General features: G+C 69.6%; 22 protein-coding genes. 15 read left to right on the forward strand and 7 right to left on the reverse strand.

Annotated features, from left to right (window positions below; all coding sequences use genetic code 11):
* Positions 1 to 409: 409 nt before the first annotated feature.
* The 3 genes from SKC42_RS22585 (at position 410) to SKC42_RS22595 (ending at position 4136) form a co-directional block, all read left to right on the forward strand.
* Positions 410 to 799: a hypothetical protein gene (locus SKC42_RS22585; protein ID WP_330966483.1), complete on the forward strand. Its 390-nt coding sequence runs from the start codon at positions 410 to 412 to the stop codon at positions 797 to 799.
* 162 nt (positions 800 to 961) lie between these two features.
* A complete protein-coding gene (locus tag SKC42_RS22590) occupies positions 962 to 3937 on the forward strand; it encodes an acyl-CoA synthetase (RefSeq protein ID WP_330966484.1) in 2976 nt (991 codons plus the stop codon).
* Positions 3930 to 4136 carry a Trm112 family protein gene (locus SKC42_RS22595; RefSeq protein WP_330966485.1) on the forward strand — a complete coding sequence of 69 codons (207 nt, stop codon included), beginning with the start codon at positions 3930 to 3932 and terminating at the stop codon, positions 4134 to 4136. Before SKC42_RS22590 ends, SKC42_RS22595 begins: the two co-directional genes overlap by 8 nt.
* On the opposite strand, the gene SKC42_RS22600 is transcribed toward SKC42_RS22595, so the two are convergent.
* A complete protein-coding gene (locus SKC42_RS22600; protein WP_330966486.1) occupies positions 4133 to 5224 on the reverse strand; it encodes a methyltransferase in 1092 nt (363 codons plus the stop codon). The two genes, SKC42_RS22595 and SKC42_RS22600, sit on opposite strands and share 4 nt — an antisense overlap.
* 161 nt (positions 5225 to 5385) lie before the next feature.
* Between SKC42_RS22600 and SKC42_RS22605 the strand changes: the two genes are divergently transcribed.
* Positions 5386 to 8703 (forward strand): helix-turn-helix transcriptional regulator, encoded by a 3318-nt coding sequence (locus SKC42_RS22605; RefSeq protein WP_442932229.1) that lies wholly within the window; start codon positions 5386 to 5388, stop codon positions 8701 to 8703.
* A gap of 51 nt (positions 8704 to 8754) precedes the next feature.
* Here SKC42_RS22605 and SKC42_RS22610 read toward each other — a convergent pair whose 3' ends face one another.
* The 4 genes from SKC42_RS22610 to SKC42_RS22625 form a co-directional block, all read right to left on the reverse strand.
* Entirely contained in the window at positions 8755 to 9375 is a 621-nt protein-coding gene (locus tag SKC42_RS22610) for a TetR/AcrR family transcriptional regulator (RefSeq protein ID WP_330966487.1), read from the reverse strand.
* A gap of 65 nt (positions 9376 to 9440) precedes the next feature.
* Positions 9441 to 10283, reverse strand: a complete 843-nt coding sequence (locus tag SKC42_RS22615; RefSeq protein ID WP_330966488.1) for an ABC transporter permease — start codon at positions 10281 to 10283, stop codon at positions 9441 to 9443.
* Positions 10205 to 10981 carry an ABC transporter ATP-binding protein gene (locus tag SKC42_RS22620; protein ID WP_330966489.1) on the reverse strand — a complete coding sequence of 259 codons (777 nt, stop codon included), beginning with the start codon at positions 10979 to 10981 and terminating at the stop codon, positions 10205 to 10207. Before SKC42_RS22620 ends, SKC42_RS22615 begins: the two co-directional genes overlap by 79 nt.
* 142 nt (positions 10982 to 11123) lie before the next feature.
* Positions 11124 to 12392 (reverse strand): ammonium transporter, encoded by a 1269-nt coding sequence (locus tag SKC42_RS22625; protein ID WP_330966490.1) that lies wholly within the window; start codon positions 12390 to 12392, stop codon positions 11124 to 11126.
* 40 nt (positions 12393 to 12432) lie between these two features.
* Between SKC42_RS22625 and SKC42_RS22630 the strand changes: the two genes are divergently transcribed.
* The 3 genes from SKC42_RS22630 (at position 12433) to SKC42_RS22640 (ending at position 14850) form a co-directional block, all read left to right on the forward strand.
* Positions 12433 to 13044: a DNA-3-methyladenine glycosylase gene (locus SKC42_RS22630; protein WP_330966491.1), complete on the forward strand. Its 612-nt coding sequence runs from the start codon at positions 12433 to 12435 to the stop codon at positions 13042 to 13044.
* A gap of 123 nt (positions 13045 to 13167) precedes the next feature.
* Entirely contained in the window at positions 13168 to 14439 is a 1272-nt protein-coding gene (gene tyrS / locus SKC42_RS22635; RefSeq protein ID WP_330966540.1) for a tyrosine--tRNA ligase, read from the forward strand.
* A gap of 117 nt (positions 14440 to 14556) precedes the next feature.
* Positions 14557 to 14850: a DUF732 domain-containing protein gene (locus SKC42_RS22640; protein ID WP_330966541.1), complete on the forward strand. Its 294-nt coding sequence runs from the start codon at positions 14557 to 14559 to the stop codon at positions 14848 to 14850.
* A gap of 44 nt (positions 14851 to 14894) precedes the next feature.
* Here the strand turns inward: SKC42_RS22640 and SKC42_RS22645 are convergent, their stop codons facing one another.
* Entirely contained in the window at positions 14895 to 15305 is a 411-nt protein-coding gene (locus SKC42_RS22645) for a PaaI family thioesterase (RefSeq protein ID WP_330966492.1), read from the reverse strand.
* Between the two features lie 54 nt (positions 15306 to 15359).
* The gene (locus tag SKC42_RS22650) at positions 15360 to 16310 is read right to left on the reverse strand and encodes an LLM class flavin-dependent oxidoreductase (protein WP_330966493.1); all 951 of its coding nucleotides are present in this window, start codon (positions 16308 to 16310) and stop codon (positions 15360 to 15362) included.
* 84 nt (positions 16311 to 16394) lie between these two features.
* Between SKC42_RS22650 and SKC42_RS22655 the strand changes: the two genes are divergently transcribed.
* The 8 genes from SKC42_RS22655 (at position 16395) to SKC42_RS22690 (ending at position 22146) form a co-directional block, all read left to right on the forward strand.
* The gene (locus SKC42_RS22655; protein ID WP_330966494.1) at positions 16395 to 17177 is read left to right on the forward strand and encodes a helix-turn-helix domain-containing protein; all 783 of its coding nucleotides are present in this window, start codon (positions 16395 to 16397) and stop codon (positions 17175 to 17177) included.
* A gap of 97 nt (positions 17178 to 17274) precedes the next feature.
* Entirely contained in the window at positions 17275 to 18006 is a 732-nt protein-coding gene (locus tag SKC42_RS22660; protein WP_330966495.1) for an SDR family NAD(P)-dependent oxidoreductase, read from the forward strand.
* Positions 18007 to 18064: 58 nt separating this feature from the next.
* Positions 18065 to 18250: a hypothetical protein gene (locus SKC42_RS22665; protein WP_330966496.1), complete on the forward strand. Its 186-nt coding sequence runs from the start codon at positions 18065 to 18067 to the stop codon at positions 18248 to 18250.
* Positions 18251 to 18322: 72 nt separating this feature from the next.
* Positions 18323 to 19120: a tetratricopeptide repeat protein gene (locus tag SKC42_RS22670; protein ID WP_330966497.1), complete on the forward strand. Its 798-nt coding sequence runs from the start codon at positions 18323 to 18325 to the stop codon at positions 19118 to 19120.
* A 2-nt stretch (positions 19121 to 19122) separates the two neighbouring features.
* On the forward strand, positions 19123 to 20133 hold the full coding sequence (locus tag SKC42_RS22675) for an HAD-IIA family hydrolase (protein WP_330966542.1): 1011 nt from the start codon (positions 19123 to 19125) through the stop codon (positions 20131 to 20133).
* A gap of 23 nt (positions 20134 to 20156) precedes the next feature.
* Positions 20157 to 20333: a hypothetical protein gene (locus SKC42_RS22680; protein ID WP_330966498.1), complete on the forward strand. Its 177-nt coding sequence runs from the start codon at positions 20157 to 20159 to the stop codon at positions 20331 to 20333.
* A gap of 8 nt (positions 20334 to 20341) precedes the next feature.
* Complete coding sequence (locus SKC42_RS22685) at positions 20342 to 21232, forward strand: TlyA family RNA methyltransferase (RefSeq protein ID WP_330966499.1); 891 nt, start codon at positions 20342 to 20344, stop codon at positions 21230 to 21232.
* On the forward strand, positions 21229 to 22146 hold the full coding sequence (locus SKC42_RS22690; protein ID WP_330966500.1) for an NAD kinase: 918 nt from the start codon (positions 21229 to 21231) through the stop codon (positions 22144 to 22146). Before SKC42_RS22685 ends, SKC42_RS22690 begins: the two co-directional genes overlap by 4 nt.
* The last annotated feature ends 4 nt before the right edge of the window (positions 22147 to 22150 follow it).

Consider the following 22150-nt stretch of genomic DNA (forward strand, 5'->3'; position numbering starts at 1 on the left):
CCGGAAATCGAGCGCCGCTCTTGGCCCGCCTCGGTTAGCCGGCGCCGCGGCTACCGCCAGCCGGGCGGTAGGTCGGCCGCGTGGTCGGGGATCGTCCATCACCGCGCAGGCCTCCCGCTCGCGGTTGGGATCCGCGTGGCCGATGCCGACGCCGCACCACGGCGCGAGGCCCGCCAGCAGCAGGGGCGCGAGGGCTCGCGCGCCGCCCTTCGCGCGTCGCTTACGCCGGGGCGCGGCGGGGGAGTACTGGTTTGTGTGCAATTGCGAGGCGTACGTAAGGGCCGGTACCCAGACGGCCCGGGATCTCAACCTCGAACCGGCGGATTGGGATCGGTAGCCGCCCGCCGACGCAAACATTTCGCAAGGCGCCGGCCATAACCTTCGGCCCACCACAGCGAAAGGAGTCTTAATGCGCAGCACCCGCACCCTCATGACGGTCATCGCCGGGGCGTTGCTCTCGGGCGGCCTGGCGGCCGGGGGCCTCGGGCTCGCCGCGGGTACCGCCCAGGCACACCCGGGCATCGCCCCGATCCCAGCGGACAACCCCGACTGGGGCCCGGCCCACCGCTGGTGCCCCGGGGAGCCCCTGCCCGCGACCGGCAACCATGTCACCGACCCGTTCCGCGGCTGGGACATGTCCGTGTGCCAAACCTACTACTACCTGTGGCCAGGGATGGGCAACGTCTCCAACATGATTTGGGACGGCGACAACCCGCCGCCGAAGCCGCCGCCCCCACCGGCCCTCATCACGCGGGACAACTGCCAGCAGATCCTGGGGATCTTCTGCCCGCACGCATGAGCGGGGGCCCTCCGCCGGGCACCCTCGCGGGGCGGCGAATCACCGGGCCGGCTGTGCCGAAGGGTGTCGCCCGCGCCGCCCCGCGGGCAAACGCCCTGACCAGAACCACCGCGCTGCCCGGTGTGCCATGATGACCAGGCTGTCAAGAGTCAGGGAGCAGCGGTGGATCTCAATTTTGCGTTGGTCACACGACCGGTCGAGCGGCTGATCGCTACGGCACAGAACGGGCTGGAGGTCTTGCGCTTGGGGGGCTTGGAGACCGGCAGCGTGCCGTCGCCGTCCCAGACCGTCGAGAGCGTCCCAATGTACAAGCTGCGGCGGTATTTCCCGCCGGACAGCCGGCCGGGAAAGCCGCGGGTGGGTCCGCCCGTGCTGATGGTGCACCCGATGATGATGTCGGCCGACATGTGGGACGTCACCCGGCAGGAGGGCGCGGTCGGCATCCTGCACTCGCGCGGGCTCGATCCGTGGGTCATCGACTTCGGCTCCCCGGACAAGGTGGAGGGCGGCATGCGCCGCAACCTCGCCGACCACATCGTCGCGCTCAACCAGGCCATCGACACGGTCAAGGACGCCACGGGCCAGGACGTGCACCTCGTCGGCTACTCGCAGGGTGGGATGTGGTGCTATCAGGTCGCGGCCTACCGGCGGTCGAAGGACCTGGCCAGCATCGTGACGTTCGGCTCGCCCGTCGACACCCTGGCGGCGCTGCCCATGGGCATCCCCGCCAACTTCGCCGCGCCGGTCGCCAACTTCATGGCCGACCACGTGTTCAACCACCTGGACATCCCAAGTTGGATGGCGCGCACCGGTTTTCAGCTGCTCGATCCGCTCAAGACGGCCAAGGCGCGGGTGGACTTTGTGCGGCAGCTGCACGACCGCGAGGCGCTCCTGCCGCGCGAACAGCAGCGCCGGTTCCTCGAGCGCGAGGGCTGGATCGCCTGGTCGGGGCCCGCCGTCTCCGAGCTGCTGAAGCAGTTCATCGCGCACAACCGCATGATGACCGGCGGGTTCGCCATCAACGGGCAACTGGTCACCCTCACCGACATCACCTGTCCGGTGCTGGCGTTCGTTGGCGAGGTCGACGACATCGGCCAGCCGGCGTCGGTGCGCGGCATCCGGCGCGCGGCGCCGAACGCGGAAGTCTACGAAAGTGACATCCGCACAGGGCACTTCGGCCTGGTCGTCGGTTCCAAGGCGGCGCAGCAGAGTTGGCCCACCGTCGCAGAGTGGGTCAAGTGGCTGTCGACCGGTGGCGACAAGCCGGGCAGCATCGACCTGATGGCCGATCAGCCGGCCGAGCACAGCGACAGCGGCGTCGCCCTGAGTTCCCGGCTCGTCCACGGCATCGGCGAGGTCTCCGGCGCGGCGCTGGGGCTGGTGCGCGGCACCGCGGACGCGATGGTGGCGGCGAACAAGTCCATGCGTACCTTGGCCGTGGAGACGGTCCGGACGCTGCCGCGCCTGGTCCGGCTGGGACAGATCAACGACCACACCCGCATCTCGCTGGGCCGCATCATCGAGGAACAGGCGCACGACGCTCCGCAGGGCGAGTTCCTGTTGTTCGACGGGCGGGTGCACACCTACGAGGCCGTCAACCGGCGCATCAACAACGTGGTGCGCGGCCTGATCGAAGTCGGCGTGCGGCAGGGTGACCGCGTCGGCGTCCTGATGGAAACCCGGCCCAGCGCGCTGGTGGCGATCGCCGCCCTGTCCCGGCTGGGCGCGGTCGCCGTCGTGATGAAGCCCGACGCCGACCTGGTCGCGTCCGTGCGGTTGGGCGGGGTGACCGAGATTCTCACCGACCCCACCAACCTCGACGCGGCGCGGGACCTGCCGGTGCAGACCCTGGTGCTGGGCGGCGGGGAGTCGCGTGACCTGCGCCTGCCCCAGGACACCGACGTCATTGACATGGAGCAGATCGACCCGGACGCGGTCGAGCTGCCGGCGTGGTACCGGCCGAATCCGGGCCTGGCCCGCGATCTCGCGTTCATCGCCTTCACGTCGGCCGGCGGCGAGCTGGTGGCCAAGCAGATCACCAACTACCGCTGGGCGGTGTCGGCCTTCGGGACGGCCTCGACGGCCGCGCTGGACCGCCGCGACACCGTGTACTGCCTGACCCCGCTGCACCACGAGTCGGCGCTGCTGGTCAGCCTGGGTGGCTCGGTGGTCGGCGGAACCCGCATCGCCCTGTCCCGCGGGCTCGACCGGGAGCGGTTCGTCCGGGAGGTACGGCAGTACGGCGTCACCGTGGTCTCCTACACCTGGTCGATGCTGCGCGAGATCGTCGACGATCCGGCCTTCGTGCTGCACGGCAACCATCCGATCCGGCTCTTCATCGGCTCGGGCATGCCGACCGGGCTCTGGGAGCGGGTCATCGACGCGTTCGCGCCGGCCCGCGTCGTCGAGTTCTTCACCACCGCCGACGGGCAGGCCGTGCTGGCCAACGTGTCCGGCGCCAAGATCGGCAGCAAGGGCCGCCCGCTGCCCGGGGCCGGGCGCATCGAGCTGGGCGCCTACGACGTCGACAACGACCGGATCCTGGAGAACGACCGCGGCTTCGTGCAGGTCGCCGACACCAACCAGGTGGGCGTCCTGCTGGCCGCGTCCAACGGCCCCATCGACCCGACGGCGTCGGTGAAGCGGGGCGTTTTCGCCGCGGGGGACACCTGGATCGCCACGGAGTATCTGTTCCGCCGCGACAGCGACGGCGACTTCTGGTTGATGGGCCGGCGCGGGGGCGAGATCCGCACCGCGCGCGGGCTGGTCTACGCCGAACCGGTCACCGACGCGCTGGGCTGCATCAACGGCGTCGACCTCGCGGTGACCTACAACGTACCGGTGGGCGACGAGCAGATCGCGGTGTCAGCGGTGACGCTGCTGCCGGGGGCGAGCGTCACCGCGGCCGACCTGACCGAGGCCGTCCGCCGGATCCCCGTCGGGCTGGGTCCCGACATCGTGCAGGTGTGCCCGGACATGACGTTCAGCGCGACCTACCGCCCAACCGTGAGCGCCCTGCGCGCGGCCGGTGTTCCTAAGCCGGGGCGGCAGGTGTGGCACTTCGACACGGCCCGCGGCGAATTCCGTCGCTTGACGCCCGAGGCACTTACTGGGTTGAGTGGGCGTGGTGATGGTTGACGATTCGCTGTTGAGCATTCTGGTGTGCCCGGACGACCGCGGGCCGCTGGTGCTCTTCGATTCGGGCGCTGGGGAGCTGCTCTACAACCCGCGGCTGCGCCGCGCCTACCGCATCGAGGACGGCATCCCGGTGCTGCTGATCGACGAGGCCCGCGACGTCGACGACGACGAGCACGCCCGGATCATGGGGCGAGATTAGACGGCGGCGGCTTCCACAATGCTGAACGGCGACGGCGTCGGCACGATGCGGGTCATCTGAAAATCAGTTTTTTCCAACAAATCTCGATATTCATCACCCGTGCGTTCCCGGCCCGTGTTGACGACCAGCATTTCCAGGTCCGTCCATTTGGCGACGGAGTCGCGGTCGTGTGGTGGTATCACGCACTCGACAAGCAGGACCGTGGTGCCGGTTCGGGTCGAGGCGCGCAGGGTCTTGAGGATCTGTTGGGCTTTGTCGTCCGGCCAGTCGTGGATGATGTTCTTGAGCACATAGAGTTCGCCGCCCTCGGGGACCGCATCGAAAAACGATCCCTCGAGGATTCGCACACGCTCTGCGACAAAGTGATTGGAGAGCAGTGGTTCGGCGCCGGCCACGACGTGGGGCAGATCGAAAAGGATGCCCGTCGCCGTTGGGTTCTTGGCGAGGATGCCGGCCAGCAGCCGGCCATGCCCCCCGGCAACGTCCACGATGGTGCGATAGTCGGCGAAGTCGTATGCGGCAGTCACCGCATCAACGGCCAACTCGGAGAGGTTGGTCATCGCCGCATCGAAGAGTTCACTGAGTTCGGGCTGGCCCGCGAGCCATTCGAAACCGTCCATGCCACGCAACTTGGGTACTACCGCCTCGCCCGTGCGAACCGCATCGATGCAATGGCTCCAGTGTTCCCGCATCTCCGGCGCGCCGACCAGCCGGGCCATGCCGGCCACGGAATCCCGCGCCTCCCAGCGCAGCGTGGCCGCGAGCGGCGTCAGCCCGTACCGGCCGTCGCGGTGCCGGCGGAAGATGCCGCGGCTGATCAGCGCCCGCAGCAACCGGCTCAGCGCGTCGGGGTCGGCGCCCACCCTGGCCGCAAGCTGATCAAGCCCGAGAGGTTCATCGTCGAGCGCATCGGCGATGCGGAGGTCGGCGGCGACGGTGATGGCCTGTGCCAACCAGGCCGCCATGATGAGCTCGGACATCGAGGCCGACGCGGGGGCTAGCGACTGGTGCAGCCGCAAGAGACGATGACGCACCCGCTGCAAGGCGTTGACCATTGGAACGGACGGGACTGTGGTCGTGATCTTCATCGGTTTCCTCTCCGATCGGACTTTGAGTCGACTATTCAGCGCGCTGCGGCCAATACCATCGGTCGGAATGCGGAAGAAATCCGGGCGCCGGTCGAAGATCCGGGGCGACGGACGGCGAAATCTCAGCGGTTTCGCGGATGTTGTGCGGTCGGCAGGCACCGATGCTGGCTAACATGAGCGACACTGGCCCGCGCGCGGGCAGACCCGCGGCGGACGAGAGCGATGTGGGTGTGAGCGAGCTACCAACCGGAACGGTGACGCTGCTTCTCGCCGATATCGAGGGCTCGACGCGGCTCTGGGAAACGCAGTCGCAAGACATGGCGCAAGCCGTTGCACGGCTCGACCGTGCGCTCGCCGAACTGATTGCGGCGCATGGTGGTGTGCGCCCTGTCGAGCAGGGCGAAGGAGACAGCTTCGTCGTCGCGTTCAGCCGCGCCAGTGACGCCGTCGGCTGCGCCCTCAACCTGCAGCTGGCGCCCCTGGCGCCGATCCGGCTGCGGATCGGTTTGCACACCGGCGAGGTCCAATTGCGGGATGAGGGCAACTACATTGGGCCGACGGTCAACAGGACCGCACGGCTGCGCGACTTGGGGCACGGCGGGCAAACCGTCCTGTCCGGTGCAACCGAAGAGCTCGTGGCCGACCATTTGCCTCCCGGCGCCTGGCTGCTTCCGCTGGGTAGCCATCAGCTGCGCGACCTTCGTCGCGCCGAGCGCGTCATCCAGCTGTGCCACCCCGACCTGCACAATCAATTTCCGCCCCTACGTCTGCCCGCCGCGGTATCGAAGGGGCTCCCTCCCCAGCTGACCAGCTTTGTGGGCCGTGAATCGCAAATCGCGGAGTTGTCGCACATTGCCGCGGAGAACCGACTCATCACCCTCACCGGCCCCGGCGGTGCGGGCAAGACCCGCCTCGCAGTGCAGGTCGCCGGCCAGATCGCCACTGAATTTTGTGACGGCACGCAGTACGTCGATCTGGCGCCGATCACCGAACCGGACCTTGTGTCCGCCACGACCGCGCGGACCCTCGGGCTGGCCGACGTTCCCGGGCGCTCCGCGACCGACGCCGTGCTCCGGTTCATCACCGATCGGCAGATGCTGCTCATCCTGGACAACTGCGAGCACCTGCTCGATGCGACGGCCGACCTCGTCGGGGCCATACTTCGGGCCTGCCCGGGCGTAACGGTGCTGACTACCAGCCGTGAGCCGATCGGCATGACCGGCGAAGTGATCTGGCGGGTGTCGTCGTTGTCGATCACCGACGAAGCGGTTGAACTGTTCACCGATCGCGCACGTCTCGTCAGGCCCGAGTTCGCCATCACCGGCGACAACACCGCCGCCGTCGCGGAGATCTGCCAGCGCCTTGACGGCATGCCCCTGGCGATCGAACTCGCGGCGGCGCGAGCGCGGTCATTGTCTGTCACCGACATCCTCGCCAGCCTGCACGACCGATTCAGGATCTTGACCGGCGGCACCCGCACCGCGGTCCGACGACAACAGACGCTGCGCGCCTCGGTGGACTGGTCGCATGCGCTGCTCACCGAGGTGGAACGTTTGATCTTCCGGCGGCTGGCGGTGTTTCGCGGCGGATTTCACCTCGACGCCGCCGAGGCCGTCACCGCCGACGATCAGGTGCAGCGCCACCAAGTGCTCGACGAACTCACCCTACTGGTTGACAAGTCTCTCGTGATCGCCGAAAACGTCAGCGGCCGAACGCGATACCGGCTGCTCGAGACCGTCCGCCAGTACGCACTCGAAAAACTTGGCGAAGCGGACGAATCCGATGCGGTTCGCGCCCGTCACCGGGACCACTACACATACCTGGCCGTGCTGTTGGATCAGCCGAGCTCGGCCGGCCGACGCGAGTTCGTCGAACGGGCCGAAATCGAAATCGACAATTTGCGAGCCGCATTCACCTGGAGCTCTGATAACGGCGAGCGTGAGAAGGCGCTGGAACTCGCGTCCGCCCTGCAGTCGTTGTGGCTCACCCGTGGGCGCGTCCAGGAGGGCCTGTCGTGGATCAAATCGGTATTGTCCGATGCGCCCGCGGCCGCGGCCGACATGGCGTCCACCATTTACGCGCGGGCGCTCGCCGACCAGGCGGTGCTCGCCGCAGCTGTGGGTGACCCGATCGGCATGGAGGAACCTCAGCGCGCCCTCGCGATGGCGCGGGAGATCGATGACCCCGGCCTGCTGCTGCACGCCCTCGTCGCGTGCGGGTGCACAGCCGCATACGACCCGAAAGTTGCGGGGCCATACCTCGACGAGGCGGCAGGCCTGGCCCGCGAATCCGGCGACAGATGGAGGCTGAGCCAAATCCGTTGGTGGCAGGCCTACGCGACGATATGCGGCGGTGAACCCGCAGCCGCGCTCGAGGCAGGCGAAGAAGGCCGCGACCTGGCCGACGAGATCGGAGACCGATTCCTGTCGCGGATGTGTCGATTCTGGGGCATCGGAACGGCCCACGTTATGCGGGGGGAACTCAGCCGCGCTAAGGCCGAATTCCTGGAGATCATGGCGGAGGCCAAGGCCGAACACGACTTGCTCATGTGGGAACTCTGCCACTGCCACCTGGGCCACACCCTGGCGTGGTCCGGAGACACTGAAGCCGCATTGGAATCGGCCGCCGCAGCAGTCAAAGCAGCATCCGAATTCGGTGACATGGCTGAGGGCATGGCGCTCGGCCCGTTAGCTCTCGCGCAACTCGCGGCTGGCCACGTCGCGGCCGCGGTGCAGACCAGTGAGGTCGCCGCACAGCGAATTAGCGCCAAGCAGGGGCACACCGTGGTCAACGCCAACCCAATCGCCGATGTCATGCTGGCGTGCGGGGATGTAGCTGCGGCCAGACGGTGGGCCGACGCGGCGGTCGCGGTAACTGCCGGGTGTCATTTGGGATTGGCGCTGAACACCCGTGCGCGCGTTGCGATGGCGCAGGGTGACCTTGACCAAGCGGAACGCGATGCCCGTGAAGCACTGGCCACGGCAGCTGCGGTCGAGGCCCATGTGGTCACCCCGGACGCCTTGGAGTGCCTTGGCGGGCTTGCCGCCGGTGCCGGCGATTACCGCGCAGCCGCGCGGTTTTACGGCGCGGCTAGTGCGGTCCGGCAAAACACCGGCGTGGTTCGATTCAAAATCCATGACGACGCGTACGCGTCCGCGCTCGAAGCCGTCCGGGAAAACTTGGGGCACAGCGACTTTGAAAAGTTTTGGAGCGAGGGTGCGACGTTGTCCGCACTGGAGGCGATCGCGTACGCGCTGCGGGGGCATGGCAAACGCAAGCGACCGGCAAGCGGATGGTCCGCGCTAACGCCTACCGAGCTTGACGTGGTGCGCCTGGTCAGCGAAGGGTTGGCCAACAGTGACGTCGCTACCCGACTCTTCATTTCGCCGCGCACTGTACAAAGCCATCTCACCCACGTCTACAACAAGCTCGGCGTCAGCTCGCGGGTGCAACTGGTGCAAGAAGCCGCGCGACACTAGCAACGGTGCTGTCGGATGTTGGTAAATCCCTGATCGTCGATAAATTCCGCTTCAACCGTGGAAATCCGGCAGATCCCCGGTGAGGTAGCGCTGCAGGTTCGGCGCGATGGTCCGGGCGATCTGATCGGGCGGCAGCGATGCGAACGGCTCCAATTGCAGGATGTAGCGCGCCATCACGATACCCACCAGCTGCGACGCTACGAACTGGATGCGGGTGACGCCACTGCCCGGCGGATCGTCGACGCGTGAGCCCACCTCCACCGCGATGATGTCCTGGATGAACGTGCGGAACAGGTTCACCTCTGAGCCGGCCAGGATCGACCGGAGCACCGCGATGAACCCGGTGCCCACTTCGGAATCCCACAGCGGCAACAGCATTGACGGCAGTCGATAGCCGAGCTCCTCGGTCGGCACCGCGCGCAGGGGGCCGATGACGTCCATCGGGTCGATCGGGATGTGCACGGCGGCGGCGAACAGTTTCTCCTTGGTGCCGAAGTAGTGATGCACCAACGCCGAGTCGACGCCCGCTGCGGCCGCGACAGCCCGTACTGATGTGTTGCGAATCCCCTTGCTGGCGAAGAGCTCTCGGGCGCTGGCGAGGATGCGCTCGCGGGTGTCGGAGACGCCGGCCGGTCGCCCGGGGCGCCGGCGGCCGGCGTTGGTTCGTGGCATGTCGGGGCGCTCAAGGGGTGCGTGGGGACCCGCCGCGCCCGGCTCCGCCGCGCTTGCGATCCCCACTAAGCGGTCCGTCGCCGCAACGTGGCCGCGGCCAGGCACAGCGCCGCCAGGGCGAAACCCACGACGACGGCGATGTCGCGCACCGCGACGCCGGTCAGTTCCGCGTGGGCCCCAACCTGTTGCAGCGCCTCCAGGGCGTAGCTGGCCGGCATCGCGTCGCTGAGCCGCTGCAGCCAGTGCGCCATCGAGCCTCGGGGCACGATGATCCCGGCCAGCAAAAACTGCGGGACCATCACGAGCGGGATGAACTGAACGGCTTGAAACTCGGTGCGCGCGAACGCGCTACAGAGCAGTCCCAAGCCGACCCCGAGCACGGCGTTGGCGATCGCGATGACGAACACCCACACCGGGCTGCCCGCGGTGTGGAGCCCGAGCAGCCAGAACGACACCCCGCATGCCACGACGGCCTGCACCGCGGCGGCGATCGAGAACGCGGTGCCGTAGGCGCCCAACAGGTCGAGCCGGCGCAGGGGAGTGGTCAGGATGCGCTCCAGCGTGCCCGACGCCCGTTCCCGCTGCATGGTGATCGACGTGATGATGAACATCACGAACAGCGGGAACAGGCCCAGCAGGATCAGGCAGGCGCCGTTGAACGGGGTCGGGCCGCCCGGTCGGTGCGGTGCGTTTTCGAACATGAAATAGATCAACGTGATCACCAGCACCGGCACCAGCAGGATCAGCGCGACGCTGCGGTGGTCGGCGGCCAGCTGCCGCAGAATCCGCACGGTGGTCGCCGCGTAGGGCTGCAGCGAGGCGCGCAGCCCTACCCGGCTTGGCGGCTGGTGTTCTGCGCGGTGCTGCGCCTGATGATGGACAGGAACGCCTCCTCGAGTGACGTGCATCCGGTGTCCTCTCGTAGCCGGGCCGGGGTGGTGTGCGCGACCAACCGGCCGTCGCGCATGAGCACCAGGTCGTCGCAGTGGTCTGCCTCGTCGAGCACGTGACTGGAGACCAGCAGCGTGGTCCCGCCGCGGGCGAGGCCGGTGAACTGTTCCCAGAGGTCGGCGCGCAGGACGGGGTCCAGCCCCACGGTCGGTTCGTCGAGGACGAGCAGCTCCGGCCGGCAGACGAGCGCGCAGGCGAGCGACACTCGGGTGCGCTGGCCGCCGGAGAGGTTGCCGCACGGGGCGGCGCGGTGATCGGCGAGCCCCACGCGGTCGATCGCGGCGTCGGCGGCGCGGCCGTCATACCCGTACAGCGCGGCGAAGTACCGGACGTTGTCGACAATCCGCAGGTCGTTGTAGATGGACGGGTCCTGCGGCATATAGCCCACCCGGCTGCGCAGCGTGGGGCTGCCCGCGCGGTGACCCAGCACGGTGACAGACCCCGCCGTCACGATCTGGGTGCCCACGATGCTGCGCATCAGCGTCGTCTTCCCGCACCCGGACGGGCCGAGCAGGCCGGTGATGGTGCCGCGCTCGATCCGTATCGAGAAGTCATGCAGCGCGGGGCGTTTGAATCGCACGACCCGCAGGTGCTCGATCTCGACGGCGGGCTGGTCGACGCTCGACGATAATTCATCATGCGATGAACTCATCATGTGATGAATATCCGCTCGCGGCCGCCGGTTGTCAAGGGTGCCGGGTGAGCAGATAGCGCCGGCGCTAGCGCTTGCGGGACTCACATATGACTCGGGAGAGTTGACCGCCGTGACGCATCAGACATTGCACCCGCGCCCGGCGTTACCCTGGCGAGCCTGGGCGGCGCAAGGGGAGGTGCCCCTGGACGCCCTCGGCGTAGGCGGTCTCGGCGTGCTGGGTGAAGTCGACGCCGGTGGTTTCGTCCTCCGGGCTCAACCGGAAGCCCATCACCCGGTCGATGATCTTGGCGAGCACGAACGACACCGTGAACGCGTAGAGGGCGACCACCACGATCGCGAGCGCCTGCTTGCCCAGCTGGGCGAAGCCGCCCCCGTAGAACAGGCCGCGCGGCCCGGCCGTCATGACCGCCGTGGCGAGCAGCCCGATCAACGACACCCCGACCACGCCGCCCACGAAGTGGACGCCGACCACGTCGAGTGAATCGTCATAGTTGAAGCGAAATTTCGCCGCCACCGCGAACGAGCAGACGACGCCCGCGGCCAGCCCGACGACCGCCGCGCCGAGCGTGTTGACGGTGCCGCAGGACGGGGTGATGGCGACCAGGCCGGCCACCACGCCGGATGCGGCGCCGAACGTCGTGGGCCTGCCGTCACGGATCTGTTCGACCGACAACCAGCCGAGCATTCCGAGGCACCCGGCGACCAGCGTGTTGAGGAAGATGGCCGCGGCGGTTCCGTTGGCGGCCAGGGCCGAACCGGCGTTGAACCCGAACCAGCCGAACCACAGCAGCCCGACGCCCAGCAGGACGAGCGGCAGGTTGTGCGGCCGCATGGCGTCCTTCTTGAAGCCGATGCGCGGCCCCAAGGCCAAGGCCAGGGCCAAGGCCGAGGAACCGGACACGATCTCGACGACCAGGCCGCCCGCGTAGTCGAGCACGCCCAGCTTGGAAAGCCACCCGCCCGGGCCCCATACCCAATGCGCGACAACGGAATACACGACGATGCTCCACACTGGGACGAATGCGACCCAGGCGGCGAACTTGGCCCGGTCGGCGATCGCGCCGCTGACCAGCGCCGCGGTGATGATCGCGAACGTCAACTGGAACGTGGCGTACAGCAGTTCGGGGACCGCGCCGTGGCGGGTGTCGGGGTTGATGCCGAGCATCCCGACATGGCTGAGATTGCCGATCAAGCCGCCCGCCCCGTCGTCGGAGAACGCCAGGGTGTAGCCGACCAGCAGCCAGGCCACCGTGACCAGTGGAATGGAGATGAAGCTCATCATGATCATGTTCAAGACGCCGGTGGTGCGCACCATGCCGCCGTAGAAAATCGCCAGGCCGGGAGTCATCAGTAGGACGAGGGCGGTGCTGGCCAGAAGCCACGCGGTGGCGGCCGGGTCGATCGCAGGCATCGGTGAGCTCCTTCCAACGGTGCCGGTAGGTTACCGAAGCGTGACGGCCGGCCAGTTGCTAGTGGACCCGGTCGAGGCCGCGCGCCGGCTGCTGGGCGCCACGCTCACCGGCCGGGGCGTGCGGGCGGTCGTCGTGGAGGTCGAGGCCTACGGCGGGGTGGCGGACGGACCGTGGCCGGACGCCGCCGCGCACTCCTACCGCGGTCGCAGCGGTCGGAACGCCGTGATGTTCGGGCCGCCCGGGCGGCTCTACACCTACCGCAGCCACGGGATCCACGTCTGCGCCAACGTCGCGTGCGGCCCCGACGGGACCGCCGCGGCCGTGTTGCTCCGGGCGGCGGCGCTCGAGGAGGGTACCGACGTGGCCCGCGCGCGCCGCGGCGAGCTGGTCCGCACCGCGGCGCTCGCCCGCGGACCCGGCAACCTGTGTTCGGCCCTGGGAATCACCATGGAGGACAACGGCATCGACCTGTTTGATGCCGACAGCCCGGTGGCCCTGCAGCTGCACGAGCCGCTGACCGCGGCGGCCGGCCCGCGTGTCGGGGTGAGCCAGGCCGCGGATCGGCCGTGGCGGTTGTGGTTGGCGGGGCGGCCCGAGGTCTCGGCGTATCGCCGCAGCCCCCGCGCACCCGCGCCGGGCGCCAGCGATTAGCCCGGCCTAGCCCGGCCGCGCCCAACGGAAGCCCCAGCCCCGCCCAACGTCGAGTTGTGACGCGGAAACCGCGACGATCCGCGCCACAAGTCGACGCTCGGCGCGTGGCGACGCTCTGGAAGGATCAACGCCATGATTCTCGACGAGCTCGGCTGGCGCGGGTTGATCGCGCAGTCCACCGACCTCGATGCGCTGGCCGCCGAGGTGCGGCGCGGCCCGCTGACCGTCTACGCCGGCTTCGACCCCACCGCGCCCAGCCTGCACGCCGGGCACCTGGTGCCGCTGCTGGCGCTGCGGCGGTTCCAGCGCGCGGGCCATCGCCCGATCGTGCTCGCGGGCGGGGCTACCGGCATGATCGGCGACCCCCGCGACGTCGGGGAACGCAGCCTGAACGAGGCCGCGACGGTGGCCGACTGGACGGAGAAGATCCGCGGGCAGCTGGAACGCTTCGTCGACTTCGACGGCTCGCCGACCGGGGCGATCGTCGTCAACAACCTCGAGTGGACCGGCCGCCTGTCCGCGATCGAGTTCCTGCGCGACATCGGAAAGCACTTCTCGGTCAACGTGATGCTGGACCGCGACACCGTCCGGCGGCGGCTCGACGGCGAGGGCATCTCCTACACGGAGTTCAGCTACATGCTGCTGCAGGCCAACGACTACGTCGAGCTGCAGCGGCGCCACGGCTGCGCGCTGCAGATCGGCGGCTCGGACCAGTGGGGCAACATCATCGCGGGCGTCCGCCTGGTCCGCCAGACGCTGGGCGCTTCGGTGCACGCGCTCACGGTGCCGCTGGTCACCGCCGCCGACGGCACCAAGTTCGGCAAATCCACCGGGGGCGGCAGCCTGTGGCTGGATCCGCAGTTGACCAGTCCGTACGCCTGGTACCAGTACTTCGTGAACACCGCCGACGCCGACGTCATCCGGTACCTGCGGTGGTTCACGTTCCTGTCTGCCGATGAGCTCGCCGAGCTGGAACGGGCCACGGCCGAGCGCCCGCAGCAGCGGGCCGCCCAGCGCAGGCTGGCCCACGAGCTGACGGCGCTGGTGCATGGGGAGGCGGCCACCGAGGCCGTCGAGCATGCCAGCCGGGCGCTGTTCGGGCAGGGGGAGCTGGACCGGCTCGACGAGGCGACCCTGGCCGCCGCGCTGCGCGAGACCTCGGTCGCCGAGCTCGAACCCGGTGCCCCCGACTCGATCGTCGACCTGCTGGTGGCCACCGGACTGTCCGACAGCCGCAAGGCCGCGCGCCGCACGATCGGCGAGGGCGGCGTCTCGGTCAACAACTCGCGGATCGAGACCGACGAATGGGCCCCGCAGCCCGCCGACTTCCTGCATGGCCGGTGGCTGGTGTTGCGCCGCGGCAAGCGCAACGTCGCCGGGGTCGAAAAGGCTTGACGCCCGAACGGTGACCGTGTCGTGCCCTCGACGTGACCGGGGTTGGCCAGGGTAGTCACGGTGACTTCCGCGACACGGGTGATCCGGCTGCTGGGTGCGACCGCGTGGGCGGCCGGCATGACTGCGGCGCTCGCGCCGCCCGTCCACGCCGACCTGATGGGCAACGCGTTCCTGCGGGCGCTGGCGAACGCCGGGGTTCCGGTCTCGCAACCGGACGCCACGTTGGCGCTGGGGCAACAGGTCTGCCCGCTGCTGCTGGCGCCCGGCGCCTCGTTCGACGCGGTGGTGGCCAGCACGGCCGACGCCGCCGGGATGTCCGACAACGCCGCCGGCGCGTTCACGGTCGTCGCGATCGGCACGTATTGCCCGGCGGTGCTGGCGCCGCTGCTGTCCAATCGGCTCCCGGGCTGATAGCGGTGCCGCCGATGGGCGGCGCCCACCGGCCAGCGATGCAATCAAGCCTCTTGATTGCCCAACACGGCTTGGGTTTGGGTGACCTGGGCGACGCGTTTGCCGCGATCGTCTCTCAAGTCGGTCTGGACGACGATGGTGCTGCGGCCGACGTGCAACGGGTTGCATGTCGCGCTCACGATGCCGCCGCGGACTGCGCGGAAGAAGTTGGTCTTCGATTCGATGGTAGAGGTGCCCGCGCCCTCCGGCAGATTGACGACCGCGCACAGGGCGCCCACGGTGTCGGCGAAGGCCATGAGCGCCCCGCCGTGCAGAATGCCACCCGCGGTACACAAATGCTCGGCCCAGGCCATCGTCGCGGTGACTTCCTTGGCGGTCACCTTCCCGATGCCGATCCGGAGGGTGTCAGCGAACGGGAGCTGCGGAATGTCGGCGGTTCGATCTGAGGTGTTCATCCCGTCAGCTTTCACCCGGGCCCGAACGATGGTCGAGGCGTGCCGAGGTCGCGGTCATCGGAGGGCCTCCTGCACGCACCGCAGCCGGTGCAGCTGCTCGACGAACCCGTCCGGACCGACAACGCCCGGGCGGCACACGATGTGCCGAGCGCCGGCGTCGACGAAGCTCGCCAGCCGGGCGACGACGGCGTCGGGTGTCCCCGCCGCGAACGTCTGGATCCGCTCGACGATGTCGATGCCGAATCCGTATGTGTTGGTGGCGAAGTGGTCCAGCGCGGCCCGACCACTATCGGCATCCTCGGTTACTAGGATGGTGACAAACAACGCGGGCATGACGGCGTCGGCCCCGCGGCCGGCGCCGTCGACGGCGGCGCGCACCTCGCCCAGACCCGACCGATAACTTTCGGGCACAGGCGGATAGGGGAGCCACCCGTCGTACATCCTGCCGGCACGGGCTCGGGCGCCCGGCGTGTCGCTGGCCAGCCACACGGGCGGGCCGGACGCATGGAACGGCGTGATGCCGGCCGGGATTTCCTCGAGGTGCAGCACGGCACCGTGAAACGAGCTCGGTTCCTCGGTGTTCCAGAGCTGACGCCACAGCGCGACGGTGTCGTCGAGGCGCGCGAACCGTCGACTCCACGGCACCTCCGAGGCGGCGTATTCGACCTCTGACAGCCCCGGGAAGCCGGCGCCGACCGCCACGGCCAACCGTCCGCCGGACAGCCGGTCGATGGAGGCGAGGACCTGCGCGGTCTGCACCGGCCGGCGCAGCGCCGGCTGCAAGGCGGCGGTGCCCAGGGTTATCCGATCGGTGACCGCGGCCGCGGCCGACAGAAAGGTCAGCGCTTCGATGCGGGGCCGCACCAACGAGTCGTTTGCCCACACCGAGTCGAACCCCAGGTCCTCGATTGCGCGGGCGAAGTCGAGGAGCCGGCGCAGATCGGCACAGGCCCAGGGCTCGGCGGCCAGGGGTGGCATCACACCGAGGCGAAGTGGCTGATTCATACCGCGATCGTGTCGCCCGTGGGGATGGGCGGCAATTCCCCGCAAGGAATAGCGCCCAGAGTCGTTCGCGGGTTGACTGTGTGCATGTCCACTGCCACGCCGGCGGACTTCGGCACGGTGCTCCGCGGATGGCGCAATCGGCGCCGGCTCAGTCAGGTCGACCTGGCGAACGACGCCGGCACCACCCAGCGGCACCTGAGCTTCCTGGAGCAGGGCCGATCGGCGCCCGGGCGCGACATCGTCAGCCGACTGGCCGACTCACTCGGGCTGACGCTGCGGCAGCGCAACGCGCTGCTGTCGGCGGCGGGCTTCGTGCCGGCGTACCCCGAGTCACCCCCGGACGCGCCGGTCCTGCAGCCCGTGCGTGAGGCGCTGCGGCATGTTCTCGACGGTCACCTGCCGTATCCGGCGTTGGTCATGGACGGTTTCGGCGAGTTGGTTGCCGCCAACGCCGCACTGGGGGTGCTGACCGACGGGGTGGCGGGGTCGCTGTTGGAGCCGCCGGTCAACGTGCTGCGCGTCGCGTTGCACCCGGAGGGTATGGCGCCGCGCATCGTGAATCTCGACGACTGGCGGCGCCACATCCTGCACGGCTTGCGCGAACGCGGCCCACACCCGCGCATCGACGCGCTGACCGAGGAACTCGAGGGTTACGGCCTGCCGTTGCCGGGCGGCCGGCCGGTCGAATCGCTGGGCTTCGCGGTGCCGCTGCACCTGCGCTGCCCCGACGGTGACGTGCGGCTGGTCGCGACGATCGCGACGTTCGTCACGGCCCTCGACGTCAGCGTGTCGGAGCTGCGCCTGGAAGCGTTCCTGCCCGCCGACCCGCAGACCGCCGCAACGCTCGCCCGCCACCACGGCGGCTGAGGCGACGCGGCCCGCCGTCACGAACTGAGCGCACAGTTTCGTGGCGTTTTCGTCTCTACATCTTCGACAGCTACCGAAATTCTGCCGAGGAGGATCCATGAGGATTGCCGACAAGACCGTGCTGATCACGGGGGCCAGCCGAGGAATCGGACAGGCGTTGGTCGAGGAAGCGCTGGCCAGGGGCGCAGGGCGCGTCTACGCCGCCATGCGCCGGCCCGCGGCCCACCCGGACGGGCGCGTCACGCCCCTGACCCTGGACGTGACCAACGCCGCCCAGACTCGGGCCGCCGTCGAACAAGTCGGATCTCTGGACATCCTGGTCAACAACGCCGGCGTGGCGCTATACGACGACCTGAGCGACCATTCGGTGCTCGAACGGCATCTCGCGGTGAACCTGTTCGGTACCCGCGACGTGACCCAGGCTTTCCTGCCACTGCTGACGCGGTCCAAGGGGGCAGTCGTCAACAACCTCTCGATCAACGCCTTGGCTCCGTTGCCGCTCATCCCGGCCTACTCGATCTCCAAGGCGGCCGCATTCAACCTCACACAATCGCTACGCGCACTGCTGGCGGGTCGAGGCGTGCGCGTGCACGCCGTCTTGACCGGCCCGGTGGACACCGACATGACGGCAGGCCTCGACATCCCGAAGGCGGCTCCGGACTCGGTGGCGCGAGCCATCTTCGATGGGGTCGAACAAGGGGCGGAGGACATCTTCCCCGACCCGATGTCGGGGTCGATGGCGCGCAGCTGGCACAGCGGCGCGGTCAAGGAGATCGAGCGCCAATACGCGGCGGTCCTAGCTGCCACGCCGGTCGGAAGTGACCGCTGAAAGCGATTGTCGCACTGCATCACAACGATGCCGCCTGGCGGCGAAGGGAACAAACACCATGTTACTGGAAGACAAGAACGCGATCGTCCACGGCGCCGGGGGCACCATGGCCGCCATGACCCACCGCAAGCGGGCCACCACGTTGGGGGAGCTTGCCGACGCCGCGGCATTTGTGGCCTCCGACCGCGCCGCCGCGATGACGGGTACGGTCGCGAACCTGACCGGCGGGATCGTCGTCGACTGACGGGCACGTCGAGGGTGACCGCGATCCCGGCCACGTCGGGTCTTCGCCCACACGGCCCGTATCCTCTGCAGCGTGGTCGACGACAGATTCGCGCGCGGGCGAAACGGTGAACGGCGACTGCGCTCCGCGCCCGGCAAGCGGTCGGGGCCGGGCCGCGCGCGGCCGGCCCAGCCGGACGCCTCCGCCGAGCGTGCGCCGCACGACGCGCCCCCGATACCGGCCGACGTGGAGGCCCGGCAGCTGGCACCCGAGGTCCGGCGTGAGCTGAGCACCCTGGACCGGGCGACGGCCGACGCGGTCGCCCGCCACCTGGTCGCCGCAGGCGAGCTCCTCGACGAGGACCCGGAGGCCGCCCTCGGTCACGCCCGGGCGGCGCGGGCGCGCTCCAGCCGGATCGCCGCGGTCCGCGAGGCCGTCGGGATCGCCGCCTACCGCTGCGGCGACTGGGCCCAGGCGCTGGCCGAGTTCCGCGCCGCACGTCGGATGGGTAGTAAGTCGTCGCTGCTGGCGCTGATCGCCGATTGCGAGCGCGGCCTCGGCCGTCCGGAGCGGGCGATCGAGCTGGCCCGCGGCCCGGAGGCGGCCGAGCTCAGCGGCGACGACGCCGACGAGCTGCGCATCGTGGCGGCCGGGGCGCGCGCCGATCTGGGACAGCTGGAGCAGGCGCTGACCGTCCTCGCGACCCCCCAGCCCGACCCGAGCCGCACCGGCACGACGGCGGCGCGGCTGTTCTACGCCTACGCCGACGCCCTGCTGGCGCTGGGTCGCAAAGACGAAGCGCTGCAATGGTTCCTGCACTCCGCGGCCGCCGACGTCGACGGCGTCACCGACGCCGAGGAACGGGTCGACGAGCTGGGCATGGGGGAATGACCGTGGAAACCATTGCGCAGCAATACGATTGCCTGCTGATCGACCTCGACGGCACCGTTTTTCGCGGCGCCCAGCCGACGACCGGTGCCGTGCTGGCACTGGACGAGGTGCGCAGCCGCAAGCTCTTTGTCACCAACAACGCCTCCCGCAGCGCCGACGAGGTCGCGTCGCACCTGCGCGACCTCGGCTTTGCGGTCACCGGCGACGACGTCGTCACCAGCGCCCAGAGCGCGGCCCACCTGTTATCCGGCCTGATACCGCCGGACTCGCCGGTGCTGATCGTGGGCACCGACGCGCTGGCCAACGAGATCGCCGCGGTCGGCCTGCGCCCGGTCCGCCGATACGACGACGACCCCGTCGCCGTCGTCCAGGGCCTGTCGATGACGCTGGGTTGGCCGGATCTGGCCGAGGCGGCGCTGGCCATCCGGGCGGGGGCGCTGTGGGTGGCGGCCAACGTCGACCCCACGCTGCCCACCGAGCGGGGGCTCCTGCCCGGCAACGGGTCCTTGGTGGCCGCGCTGCGGGCGGCCACCGGCGCCCAACCCCGGGTCGCCGGCAAGCCCGCCCCGCAGCTGATGAACGACGCGGTGGGCCGGGGCGACTTCCGCGCACCCCTAGTGGTCGGCGACCGGCTGGACACCGACATCGAGGGCGCAAACGCCGCGCAACTGCCCAGCCTGATGGTGCTGTCCGGGGTGAGCACCGCGCGGGACGCGGTGTATGCCGAACCGGTCCGGCGGCCCACCTATATCGCGCACGACCTGCGCTCGCTGCACACCGGCTCCGAGGCGCTCGCCGTCGGGCCGCAGCCGGACTGGCGCGTCGAGGTCGGCGCCGGGGTGGTGACGGTCCACGGGAACGGCTCCGCTGAGGGGGACGGGTTGTCGGTCGTCCGGGCGGTGGCCAGCGCCGTCTGGGGCGCCGATTCCGCGGAGCCGCCCCCGCGCATCGAGGGCGCCGATGACCGGGCCCGCGAGGCGCTGGCGCGCTGGTCGTTGGTGCACGCCGATTGACCGGTGACTAGCGTAGGAGCGCAATGAGTATCGATCCCGAACAGCTGCATGCCGAAATCGAGGCCCTGGTCGCCCAGTTGCCCGACCCCGCCGACCCCGAGAACGGGCCGTCGCTCGCCGAGCTCGAGGAGATCGCCCGGCGATTGTCGGAGGCGCACGACGTGCTGATGCAGGCGCTGAAGTCGGCGGAGAAGGGCTGAGTGCACGCATGGCACGACGTGCCCGCGTTGACGCCGAGCTGGTTCGGCGCGGCCTGGCGCGGTCGCGTCAGCAGGCGGCCGAGTTGATCGGCGCCGGCAGGGTGCGCATCGACGGCATGCCCGCGGTCAAGGCCGCCACCGCCGTCGCGGCCACGGCGGCGCTGACTGTCGCCGGGGACGACGAACGCGGCTGGGTGTCCCGGGGCGCGCACAAGCTGATCGGGGCGCTGGACGCGTTCGGAATACCGGTGACGGGCCGGCGCTGCCTGGACGCCGGAGCGTCGACGGGCGGGTTCACCGAGGTGCTGCTGGACCGGGGCGCGGCGGAGGTGGTCGCCGCCGACGTGGGGTACGGCCAGTTGGCCTGGTCGCTGCGCAGCGATCCCCGGGTGGTCGTCGTCGAGCGGACCAACGCGCGCCATCTCTCGCCGGAGGCGATCGGCGGGCGGGTCGACTTGGTGGTCGCCGACCTGTCGTTCATCTCGCTGACCGCGGTGCTGCCCGCGCTGATTGGATGTGCTTGGCCCGGTGCGGATATCGTGCCGATGGTGAAGCCGCAGTTCGAGGTGGGCAAGGGCCAGGTCGGCGCCGGTGGGGTGGTCCACGACGCGGGATTGCGCGCCGACGCCGTGCTGAGCGTCGCCCGGTACGCCCGGGACTTGGGCTGGAGCACCGTTGGTGTCACCGCCAGCCCGCTGCCGGGTCCCTCGGGCAATGTCGAATACTTCCTGTGGCTGCGCGCCCAGACGGATCGGGGGCTATCGGATGAGGGGCTGGAGGACGCGGTGCGCGACGCGGTAGAGGACGGCCCGTCGACGATGCGGGCCGGAACGGCCCGAGATGGGGGCACCTCCCGCTTGCGGGGGAGAGCGGGCCAATCCGAGGAGGGCCCGCAGTGACCCGCACCGTGCTGATGGTGGTTCACACCGGCCGCGACGAGGCCACCGAGACCGCGCGTCGCGTCCAAAAAATGCTGGGCGACAACGATATTGGACTCCGGGTGCTTTCCGCCGAGGCGGTCGACAGGGGGCCGCTGCACATGTCACCCGGCGACGTGCGGGCCATGGGCGTCGAAATCGAGGTGGTCGATGCCGACCCGCTCGCCGCCGAGGGCTGCGAACTCGTGCTGGTGCTCGGCGGTGACGGCACCTTCCTGCGGGCCGCCGAATTGGCGCGCAACGTCGGCATTCCCGTGCTCGGGGTCAACCTCGGCCGCATCGGGTTCCTCGCCGAGGCCGAGGCGGAGGCCATCGATCGCGTGCTCGAGCATGTCGTCACCCGCGACTACCGGGTGGAGGACCGGCTGACCCTGGATGTGGTCGTGCGCAAGGGCGATCAGATCATCCAGCAGGGCTGGGCGGTCAACGAGGCGAGCCTCGAAAAAGGCCCTCGGCTGGGGGTTCTCGGCGTGGTGGTGGAGATCGAGGGGCGCCCGGTGTCGTCGTTCGGCTGCGACGGCGTGCTGATCTCGACGCCCACGGGGTCCACCGCCTACGCGTTCTCGGCGGGCGGCCCGGTGCTGTGGCCCGACCTCGAGGCGATCCTGGTGGTGCCCAACAACGCTCATGCCCTGTTCAGCCGGCCGATGGTGACCAGTCCCGACGCCACGGTCGCCGTCGAGATCGAGGGTGACGGGCACGACGCCCTGGTGTTCTGCGACGGCCGCCGCGAGATGCTGTTGCCCGCCGGCGGGCGGCTCGAGGTGAGGCGTTGTGGCACACCAGTGAAATGGGCGCGCCTGGACAGCGCGCCGTTCACCGACCGCCTGGTGCGCAAATTCCGGTTGCCGGTGACCGGGTGGCGCGGGAAGTAACGGC

The sequence above is a fragment of the Mycobacterium sp. 050134 genome (genome assembly GCF_036409085.1).
Lineage (GTDB): Bacteria > Actinomycetota > Actinomycetes > Mycobacteriales > Mycobacteriaceae > Mycobacterium.